Origin of the sequence: Streptomyces sp. LS1784 (genome assembly GCF_020103755.1) — a bacterium.
GTDB lineage: Bacteria > Actinomycetota > Actinomycetes > Streptomycetales > Streptomycetaceae > Kitasatospora.
The window spans coordinates 1-8,755 of record NZ_JAHSQD010000353.1 but is presented as its reverse complement, the minus strand read 5'-3'; the positions used below and the strand labels follow the sequence as shown (position 1 = coordinate 8,755).

The 8,755-nt window shown below is 75.4% G+C and carries 10 protein-coding genes and 1 pseudogene; 3 read left to right on the top strand and 8 right to left on the bottom strand.

All coding sequences use genetic code 11. From position 1 onward, the window contains the following. Positions 1–213: 213 nt before the first annotated feature. On the bottom strand, positions 214–801 hold the full coding sequence (locus tag KS423_RS30525; protein WP_224283008.1) for a TIGR03086 family metal-binding protein: 588 nt from the start codon (positions 799–801) through the stop codon (positions 214–216). A 72-nt stretch (positions 802–873) separates the two neighbouring features. Here KS423_RS30525 and KS423_RS30520 point away from each other — a divergent pair, with 72 nt between their 5' ends. After that, positions 874–1,671, top strand: a complete 798-nt coding sequence (locus tag KS423_RS30520; RefSeq protein WP_224283007.1) for a helix-turn-helix domain-containing protein — start codon at positions 874–876, stop codon at positions 1,669–1,671. Positions 1,672–1,680: 9 nt separating this feature from the next. Here KS423_RS30520 and KS423_RS30515 read toward each other — a convergent pair whose 3' ends face one another. The 4 genes from KS423_RS30515 to KS423_RS30500 all read right to left on the bottom strand — a co-directional run bounded on the left by KS423_RS30515 (position 1,681) and on the right by KS423_RS30500 (position 5,776). After that, positions 1,681–2,667, bottom strand: coding sequence for an iron-siderophore ABC transporter substrate-binding protein (locus KS423_RS30515; protein WP_224283006.1), 987 nt, complete (start codon positions 2,665–2,667; stop codon positions 1,681–1,683). A gap of 153 nt (positions 2,668–2,820) precedes the next feature. Further along, on the bottom strand, positions 2,821–3,636 hold the full coding sequence (locus KS423_RS30510; protein ID WP_224283005.1) for an ABC transporter ATP-binding protein: 816 nt from the start codon (positions 3,634–3,636) through the stop codon (positions 2,821–2,823). Then, a complete protein-coding gene (locus KS423_RS30505) occupies positions 3,636–4,736 on the bottom strand; it encodes an iron chelate uptake ABC transporter family permease subunit (RefSeq protein ID WP_224283004.1) in 1,101 nt (366 codons plus the stop codon). Before KS423_RS30505 ends, KS423_RS30510 begins: the two co-directional genes overlap by 1 nt. Next, a complete protein-coding gene (locus tag KS423_RS30500; protein ID WP_224283003.1) occupies positions 4,733–5,776 on the bottom strand; it encodes an iron ABC transporter permease in 1,044 nt (347 codons plus the stop codon). Before KS423_RS30500 ends, KS423_RS30505 begins: the two co-directional genes overlap by 4 nt. 98 nt (positions 5,777–5,874) lie before the next feature. Between KS423_RS30500 and KS423_RS30495 the strand changes: the two genes are divergently transcribed. Continuing rightward, positions 5,875–6,507: an HAD family hydrolase gene (locus KS423_RS30495; protein WP_224283002.1), complete on the top strand. Its 633-nt coding sequence runs from the start codon at positions 5,875–5,877 to the stop codon at positions 6,505–6,507. A gap of 19 nt (positions 6,508–6,526) precedes the next feature. Here the strand turns inward: KS423_RS30495 and KS423_RS30490 are convergent, their stop codons facing one another. After that, positions 6,527–6,757 carry a hypothetical protein gene (locus KS423_RS30490; RefSeq protein WP_224283001.1) on the bottom strand — a complete coding sequence of 77 codons (231 nt, stop codon included), beginning with the start codon at positions 6,755–6,757 and terminating at the stop codon, positions 6,527–6,529. A gap of 474 nt (positions 6,758–7,231) precedes the next feature. Here KS423_RS30490 and KS423_RS48135 point away from each other — a divergent pair, with 474 nt between their 5' ends. After that, positions 7,232–7,615, top strand: coding sequence for a cold-shock protein (locus tag KS423_RS48135; protein WP_188300873.1), 384 nt, complete (start codon positions 7,232–7,234; stop codon positions 7,613–7,615). A 36-nt stretch (positions 7,616–7,651) separates the two neighbouring features. Here KS423_RS48135 and KS423_RS30480 read toward each other — a convergent pair whose 3' ends face one another. Beyond that, a complete protein-coding gene (locus KS423_RS30480; RefSeq protein WP_224283000.1) occupies positions 7,652–8,506 on the bottom strand; it encodes a 1,4-dihydroxy-6-naphthoate synthase in 855 nt (284 codons plus the stop codon). Continuing rightward, positions 8,491–8,755, bottom strand: a pseudogene (locus tag KS423_RS30475) (hypothetical protein); the annotation flags it as partial. The pseudogene KS423_RS30475 and the gene KS423_RS30480, both read right to left, overlap by 16 nt.

Sequence of the window (8,755 nt, the reverse complement as noted above, 5' to 3'; positions counted from 1 at the left end):
TCCTCGGCCGCGGGCGCCGGGCTGCGGGCCGTCCCCCTGGCCGACGCCGCCGCGCACGCCCGGCTCGGCCTGGTCGCCCGCCGCGACCAACCGTCCCCGGCCGTACGGCTGTTGCGGGCCAGGCTCAGGGCGGCGCTCAGCTTCGAGTGACCGTCGGACGGCTCGTGCGGAGGCGTGAACGCCGCGCGGGCGAACGGGCCCGGTGCCGGCGGCTCAGGCCTTCCAGTGCGGATCGCGCCCCGAGGCGGCCAGTGCGCGGTCCCACGCGGAGGCGTCCTCCGGCAGCGCCACCGACTCGGCGAAGCCCGCGTACTGCCGGTACAGCTCGGCGTTCTCCGCCACGATCTCCCCGGCCAGCAGCGCGAGTTCCTCGTCGACCTCGATCCGCCCGCCGGTCGCCCGGGCCACGTCCCAGCCGTGCAGCAGCAGCTCCAGGACCAGCATCCGGGCGATCCCGACCGCCGGCACCGGGGCGCCGCCGAGGTCGACGTCCCCCTCCCAGGCCGCCGGGTCGGCCCAGGCCGCGACGGCGCGCTCCAGCTGGGCCGCGTACGCCGAGCTCCAGTCGGCCTCGGCGGCGAAGTCCCGCGAGCTCAGCTCCCCGGGCAGCTCGACCCGCCGGGCCCGGTGCTCCAGGCCGTGCGAGCTGTAGAGCACCCAGTGGTTGATCAGCGCGCGGGTGTCGAACTCCGCGCAGGGCGTCGGCGCGTCCAGCGCCTGGCCGGCCGGAACGGTGGCGGCGACACCGGCCGCGGCGGAGGCGGCGCGGGCCAGGAACGGGTGCATCGGGTGGGCGTTCATGGCGCCGATTCTGGCCGGGGCGCACCGGTCGGTCTTGAAGAAACGCGACGTCCAGGCCCTAGCCTGGCCGTCATGGACTCCCCGGACTCTCCCGACCTCGGCCGCGGTGTGCTCCACCCCGCCCGGGCGGCCGAGCTGATCACCGTGGACCGGCTCGCGCCCGACCCCGCCGTGGCACGGTTCGTCGAGTACTACTGGCTGGTCCGCTGGGACCTGCACGGCCTGCCGCCGTACGAGCAGAAGGTGCTCGCCCACCCCAACGTCCACCTGGTCTTCGAGGCCCCGCGAGCGCGCGTGTACGGGGTGGACCGCTCGCTCTTCGTCCGCCGCCTGGAGGGTGCCGGGCACGTGCTGGGCGTGCGGTTCCGCCCCGGCGCCTTCCGCCCGCTCGCCGGGCACCCGGTGAGCGGGCTGGCCGACCGGTCCGTGCCCGCCGCCGAGTACTTCGGGCCCGAGGCCGACCGGCTCACCGCGGAGATCCTCGGGGCGCCCGGCAGCCCCGCCGCCCTCGTCGACGCCTTCCTGCGCCCCCGGCTGCCCGCGCCCGACCCGGTCGCCGCCGAGGTCGCCGCCATGGTGGACCGGATCACCGGCACGCCGGACCTGTGCCGGGTGGACGAGCTGGCCGCCGAGCTGGGCCTGACCGTCCGCCGCCTCCAGCGCCTGTTCGCCGAGTACGTCGGCGCCTCCCCGAAGTGGGTGCTGCGCCGCGCCCGCCTGCACGAGGCCGCCGAACGCGCCCGTACCGACGGCGAGTTGGATCTGGCCGCGCTCGCCGTCGAGCTGGGCTACGCGGACCAGGCCCACCTGACCCGGGACTTCACCGCCGCCGTCGGCGTCTCCCCGGCCCGCTACGCCGGGACGCGCTGAGTCGGGGCCCTACGCCCCCAGGAAGCGTTGCAGCTCGTCCAGCACGTAGTTGGCCCCGGTGTACCCGATCCCCTGGAACCACAACTGGTCGTCCACCGGGAACGCCCGGTGCCCCTTCACCGCCGACAGCGCCTGCCAAGCCGGGCTCGCCAGCACGGCGTTGGCGCCCGACCGCTCCGGATCGCCGTACGTCGCGTACAGCAGCAGATCGCCGTCGGCCCTGGCGAGCTGGTCCGGCGGGACCTCGACGTCCGACTGGTCGACGTTCTGCGCGTCCGGCCGGCCCACCTGGGCGTCGGCGAGCACCGTCCCGGGGAAGCTCTGCCGGCCGAACACCCGGATTCCGCCGCCCTCCACGAACCGCACCAGGCTCACCCTGCGCCCCGACAGCCTCGCCGCCGCCAGGGCCTGGGCCACCTGCCCGGCGTGCTTCTGGTACGCGCCGGCGAAGGCCGCCCCGGCCGCCTCCCGGTTCAGCGCCTGGGCGTGCAGCTGGAAGTCGGCCTTCCAGGGCGCTCCGGTGGTCTGGGTGAGCACGGTCGGGGCGATCTCCCGCAGCTGCTCGTAGCGGTCGCCGTCGCGGGCCTGGTTGGAGAGGATCAGGTCCGGCCGCAGCGCCCGTACGGTCGGCAGGTCGGGCGCGCCGGCCGGGCCGACCAGCCGGATTCCGGTCGTCCGGGAGGCCGGCCAGTACTCGGGGTAGCGGGTGTCGCGGGCCGGGAGCGCGGCGCCGACCGGGGTGATGCCGAGGGTCAGCGCGGAGTCGAGCACGTCGGTGTCCAGCACGATCACCCGCATCGGCGCGCCCGGCACCACCACCGGGCCGGTGGCGGCGTTCACGGTCACCGGCGGCAGCGGGGTCGGGGACGGCGAGGCGCCAGTGGCGAGGCCGTCCGCGGTCTCCGGGGTCGGCTGCCTGTCGGTGCAGCCGGTGACCGCCGTGAGCGCGGCTCCACCGAGACCGGCGAGGAGGGTGCGGCGGGAGATCCGGGGCATCGGTGGTCCTCTGGCGGCGGGGCTGGGTGCCGTCGATTATGTCCGAAATGGTGGCTAAAGTTCCGTTAAGTGCGAGTTCCGTCAGGCGAGGGAGTGCCGCCGAGCGCGCTCCCCCGACTCCTCAGGCCCCCACCTCTTCGGGCCCCCGACTCCTCAGGCCCGCGCCGTCGCCTCCCGCGCCGCCCACGGGGCGCCCGGCACGACCAGCGGCGTGCCGGTCACCGGGTCCGGCACCACCACCGAGTCCAGCCCGAACACCTGCCGCACCAGCTCGGCCGTCACCACGTCCCCGGGCGGGCCCTGCGCCACCACCCGGCCGTCCCGCATCGCCACCAGGTGGTCCGCGTACCGGGCGGCCTGGTTGAGGTCGTGCAGCACCGCGACGACGGTCCGGCCGCGCTCGACGTTCAGCCGGCGGACCAGGTCCAGCACCTCCACCTGGTGCGCGATGTCCAGGTAGGTGGTCGGCTCGTCCAGCAGCAGGATGTCGGTGCCCTGGGCGAGCGCCATCGCGATCCAGGCGCGCTGGCGCTGGCCGCCGGACAGCTCGTCCATGCTCCGCTCGGCCAGCTCGGCGGTGGAGGTGCGCTCCAGCGCCTCCGCGACCGCCGCCTCGTCCTCCGGCGACCACTGCTGCCACCAGCTCTGGTGCGGCTGGCGGCCGCGCGCGACCAGGTCCGCCACCGAGATGCCCTCGGGGGCGGTCGGCGACTGCGGCAGCAGGCCGAGCCGCTGGGCGATCCGCTTGGTCGGGATCCGCGCCAGCTCCTCGCCGTCCAGCAGCACCGCGCCCCGGACCGGCTTCAGCAGCCGGCCGAGGGCCCGCAGCAGGGTCGACTTGCCGCACGCGTTCGGGCCGACGATCACCGTCACCCGCCCGTCCGGGACGGCCACGTCCAGGTCCTCGACGACCGTGCGCGCCTCGTAGGCCAGGGTGAGGCCCCGGGCCTCCAGACGGTGAGCGGACATCAGGAACCTCCACGGCGGGATCGGATCAGCAGCCACATCAGGTACGGCGCGCCGACCATGCCGGTCACCACGCCCACCGGCAGCTCGGTCGGAGCCAGCAGCCGCCGGGCGATCAGGTCGGCGAGGACCACCACCAGCGCGCCGGTCAGCGCCGAGCAGAACAGCGGGACCTGCGCCGAGCGGGCCAGCCGCAGCGCGATCTGCGGGGCCATCAGCGCGACGAAGTCCACCGGCCCGGCGGCCCCGGCCGCGCACGAGGCCAGCACGATGCCCAGCAGCGCCATGCCGAGGCGGATCCGGTCCAGGTGCAGGCCGAGGCCGACGGCGGTGGCGTCGTCGAAGGAGATCGACCGCTGGGCGCGGGCCGCCCACAGCGCGACCGGCAGGGCGGCGAGCAGCACCCGGGCGAGCCAGCCGGCCTGGTCGTAGCCGGCGCCGTTCAGGCTGCCGGTCATCCAGACCTTGGCGGCCTGGGCCTGGAAGCCGTCGCCCTTGGTGAGGAAGACGGACGTGAGGGAGGACAGCGCGACGCTGATCCCGATGCCGATCAGCACGAAGCGCTGCGCGTGCAGGCCGCGCCGCCAGGCCAGCGCGTACACCAGCAGCCCGGCCACCAGGCCGCCGGCCACCGCCGCGTACGGGGCCTGACCGGTCGAGCCGACCACGCCGTACGCCATCAGGCCGACCACGGTCGCGGTCGCGCCCCAGGTCACGCCCACCACGTCGGGGCTGGCCAGCGGATTGCGGGCGACGGTCTGGATCAGTGCCCCGGCCAGCCCGAGTGCCAGGCCGACCAGCAGCCCGACCACCACCCGGGGCAGCCGGAACTCGCCGACCACCAGCTCGTGCGGGCTCGGCTGCCCGAGCACCACCTTGACCACCTCGCCCGGCGGGACGGTGGACTCGCCCAGGCAGAGCGAGGCCACCACCGTCGCCGCCAGCGCCGCCAGCAGCCCGGCGGCGACGGCGACCGAGCGCCGGTGCACCAGGAACGACGCCCGCCCGGCCCGGACGACGGAGTAGCCCCGCAGGGAGACGGAACCCGTGCCGGGGACGGAACCCGTGCCGGGGACGGAACCCGTGCCGGGGACGGAACTCATGCCGCCACCACCTTCCGGCGGCGGACCAGGGCCACCAGCACCGGGACGCCGACCAGGGCCGTCATGACGCCCGCCGGGACCTCGGACGGGGGGAACAGGACCCGGCCGAGGGTGTCGGCGAGCAGGAGCAGCGCCGGGCCGAGGACGGCGGAGAAGGCGAGGATCCAGCGGTGGTCGGCGCCGGCCACCGCGCGGGCCGCGTGCGGAACGGCGAGGCCGACGAACGCGATCGGGCCGGCCGCCGCGACCGCCGAGCCGGTCAGGACGGTCGCGCCGAGCGCGCCGACCGCCCGGACCAGGCCGGTCCTGGCGCCCAGCCCCTTCGCGGTGTCGTCGCCGAGCGCGAGCGCGTCCAGTCCGCGTGCCACCGCGACCACCAGCACCGTGCCGACGGCCAGGAACGGCAGCAGCTGCCAGGCCACGTCCGAGGTCCGCCCGGAGAGCGAGCCGACGTGCCAGAAGCGGAACTGGTCCATGGTGGCCGCGTCGGTGGTCAGCACCAGGGTGTTGAGCGAGGCGATGAAGGCGGACGTCGCCGAGCCGGCCAGCGCCAGCTTGATCGGCGTGGCCCCGCCCCGGCCGCGCCCGGCGAGCCCGTACACCAGCACGGTGGCGACCACCGCGCCGGCGAAGCCGAACCAGACGTACCCGGTGAGGGTGGAGACGCCGAAGCCGGAGATGGCGACCACCACGCCGGCCGCCGCGCCCTGGGAGACGCCGAGGATGCCGGGGTCGGCGATCGGGTTGCGGGTCAGGCCCTGCATGACGGCCCCGGCCAGTCCGAGCGCCGCGCCGACGGCCAGCCCGACGACGGTGCGAGGCACCCGCAGCTCGCGGACCACCACGGCGTCGGCGGTGTCGCCGCCGCGCAGCAGGGCGTCGAGCGTGTCGCCGAACGGGATGGTCCGGCTGCCGACCGCCAGGCTCAGCAGCACCGCGGCGGCCAGGACGGCGAGTGCGGCGGCGAGCCACAGTATTCGGCGCCGCGGCGCGCGGTACGGCGCGCGGGGCGCACCGGGTGGTGCGCTGGTGTCGGTCATGGGCCCTCTCCGCAGACAACTCAGGTAAACCTAAGTTCAGCTGCGAAGCCCGGGCAAATTGCCTCGTGGCCGCGGCACCCGTTGGGTAGCCTGGCGGCATGCCCGCGACGCCACCCGCTCAGCTCACCGTCGGCTTCGACCTCGACATGACGCTGCTGGACACCCGGCCGGGTGTCCGAGCCACCTACCTGGCGCTCTCCGCCGAGACCGGCACCTACATCGACGCCGACCTGGCGGTCACCCGGCTGGGCCCGCCGCTGCTGGACGAGATCCGCAACTGGTTCCCGGAGGACGAGGCGGAGCGGGTCGTCGACCGCTACCGCGAGCTCTACCGCGACCACGCCTTCGCCCCGACCGTGGCCCTGCCCGGCGCGCACGCCGCCGTCGAGGCGGTCCGCGCCCACGGCGGCCGGGTCGCGGTGATCACCGGCAAGTACGAGCCGAACGCCCGCCTCCACCTGGAGCACGCCGGGCTGGCCGTGGACACCGTGATCGGCGACCTGTGGGCGGAGACCAAGGGCGAGGCGCTGCGCGAGCACGGCGCGAGCGTCTACGTCGGCGACCACCTCGGCGACATCCGGGGCGCCCGGCACGCGGACGCCGTCGCGGTCTGCGTGCCCACCGGCCCGTACAGCGCGGAGGAGCTGCGCGAGGCGGGCGCGGACGTGGTGCTGGCGGACCTCACCGGCTTCCCGGACTGGCTCGCCGGGCACCTGGCCGGGCGCGGCTAGACCACGGTCGCAGCGGCCCTCAGGGCCCGATCCGGCGGCGCTGGTCCCGTGCGTTCAGCAGCAGCCCGGTCAGCGCGGCCAGGAAGCCGGCCGGCATCAGCATGCTCAGCCAGTACGCGGCCGTCGGCAGCGGCGTCAGGTGCAGGAACAGCGGGACGAAGGTGACCAGGGTGGCGAGTGCGCCGAGACCGAAGACGATCGCCCCGGCCTTGACGTACACGTCGCCGGGGTCGGCGCTCTGGCTGCTCACGTCTGCTCACTCCTACGGGCCGGTCGGAACTGCCCCCAGTCTGGCAGAGCGGCAGCCGGGGCGGCCCACCGGAGCGGCCCGGTCACGTTGCGCAGTTTCCCGGCAGCTGAACGTTTTGATCCCTGTTGAGCGGGGGTATGCACGGGGTGCCGAGGGGCGCTACAGGTGCGCCCCGCGTCCTCAGACCCGGGGGGTGTGAGCCGATGGACCGCGCGGAGCCGCGCCCCGGCCGTGCCAGTGCCGGGTTGCCCGTGACCGCGAGATCCCGTTCCCGCCGCCGCCCCGAACGGGCCTCGGAACGCGGATCCCTCGCGGAACGCGGATGAGGCAGTGACGGACGGTTAGTCTGCTTCCTGACCGCGTGCCGACCATGAGCGCCCACGGGCGCCGAGCCGAGGTCGGCCGCCTTTCCCACCACCCAGTGATCCCCGGCCCGGGCCGGGATCCCTCACACCCATTCGAGGACTGTTCGAGATGCCCACCGGCCAGGTCAAGTGGTTCAACGAGACGAAGGGCTTCGGCTTCCTGTCGCGCGACGACGGCGGCGACGTCTTCGTCCACACCAAGGCGCTGCCCGACGGTGTCACGTCGCTGAAGCCGGGCCAGCGGGTCGAGTTCGGCGTGGTCGCCGGGCACCGCGGGGACCAGGCGATGGCCGTGCAGCTGCTGGACGCGCTGCCCTCGGTGGCCGCCGCCCAGCGCCGGAGCGCCGACGACATGGCGCCGATCGTCCAGGACCTGATCACCACGCTGGACGCGGTGCTGCCCGGCCTCCAGCGCGGGCGTTACCCCGCCAAGCCGACCGGCCAGAAGCTGGCCGGCCTGCTGCGCGCGGTGGCCGACCAGTTCGACGTCTGAGGCGTCGGGAGAGGGATCACCCGAAGCCGGGAGGGATCACCCGAACGTGAGCGCACCCGGGTCGAGCGGGGGCACCAGCCCCTCCGCGGCGGCCCGGGTGAGCAGCGCGCGGACGGCCGCGTAGCCCTCCTCGCCGAGGTCCTCGGTGAACTCGGTGACGTACAGCCCGATGTGCTGCTCGGCGACGTCCAGGTCCATCTCCTGGGCGTGCGCCAGCACGTACTCACGGCTCGCCGCCGGGTCCGCCCAGGCCTGCCGGACGGAGGCGCGGATCGCGTCGCCGATCGCCCGCAGCCGCTCGGTGCCGAGCGAGCGCCTGGCGACGATCGCGCCCAGCGGGATCGGCAGGCCGGTCTCCTGCTCCCAGGCCTCGCCCATGTCGGCCAGGCTGTGCAGGCCGTACTGCCGGTAGGTGAAGCGGGCCTCGTGGATCACCAGGCCGGCGTCCACCCGGCCGTCCCGGACGGCGGGCATGATCTCGTGGAACGGCAGGACGACGATCTCGCCGAAGCCGCCCGGCACCGCCTTCGCCGCCCAGAGCCGGAACAGCAGGTAGGCGGTGGAGCGCTCGGAGGGCACCGCGACGGTCTTCCCGGCGAGGTCGGCGGGGGAGCCCACGCCCGGCAGGGTGAGCACCAGCGGGCCGCAGCCGCGGCCCAGCGCGCCGCCGCAGGGCAGCAGGGCGTACTGCTCCAGGACCCAGGGCAGCGCGCCGTAGCTGATCTTCAGCACGTCCAGCTCGCCGCGCTCGGCGAGGCCGTTGGTGACGTCGATGTCGGCGAAGGTCACCTCGGGGGCGTCCGCCCCGGGCACCAGGCCGTGCGCCCAGGCGTGGAAGACGAAGGTGTCGTTCGGGCAGGGCGAGTACGCGATGCTCAGCCGTTCAGCCACGGCCGGCCTCCTCGATCGGTTCGTGGCCAGGCAGCCAGTTCGTGGACGGGCAGCGCGGCGAAGGCCCGCTCCAGGGCGGCCAACGCCTCTGCGATCCGCCAGGCGGCCCGGTCGCGCGGGCCCACCGGATTGGACACGGTGCGCAGTTCGAGGGCCGGCACGCCGTACCGGGCGGCGGCCTCGGCCACGCCGAAGCCCTCCATCGCCTCGGCCGCGGCGCCCGGGTGGCGGGCGGCCAGCTCGGCGGCC

Excerpts from the sequence above, each read along its gene's own strand:
- KS423_RS30525 (WP_224283008.1), bottom strand. The coding sequence starts at position 801 with ATGAACGCCCACCCGATGCACCCGTTCCTGGCCCGCGCCGCCTCCGCC.
- KS423_RS30520 (WP_224283007.1), top strand. The coding sequence starts at position 874 with ATGGACTCCCCGGACTCTCCCGACCTCGGCCGCGGTGTGCTCCACCCC.
- KS423_RS30515 (WP_224283006.1), bottom strand. The coding sequence starts at position 2,667 with ATGCCCCGGATCTCCCGCCGCACCCTCCTCGCCGGTCTCGGTGGAGCC.
- KS423_RS30510 (WP_224283005.1), bottom strand. The coding sequence starts at position 3,636 with ATGTCCGCTCACCGTCTGGAGGCCCGGGGCCTCACCCTGGCCTACGAG.
- KS423_RS30505 (WP_224283004.1), bottom strand. The coding sequence starts at position 4,736 with ATGAGTTCCGTCCCCGGCACGGGTTCCGTCCCCGGCACGGGTTCCGTC.
- KS423_RS30500 (WP_224283003.1), bottom strand. The coding sequence starts at position 5,776 with ATGACCGACACCAGCGCACCACCCGGTGCGCCCCGCGCGCCGTACCGC.
- KS423_RS30495 (WP_224283002.1), top strand. The coding sequence starts at position 5,875 with ATGCCCGCGACGCCACCCGCTCAGCTCACCGTCGGCTTCGACCTCGAC.
- KS423_RS48135 (WP_188300873.1), top strand. The coding sequence starts at position 7,232 with ATGCCCACCGGCCAGGTCAAGTGGTTCAACGAGACGAAGGGCTTCGGC.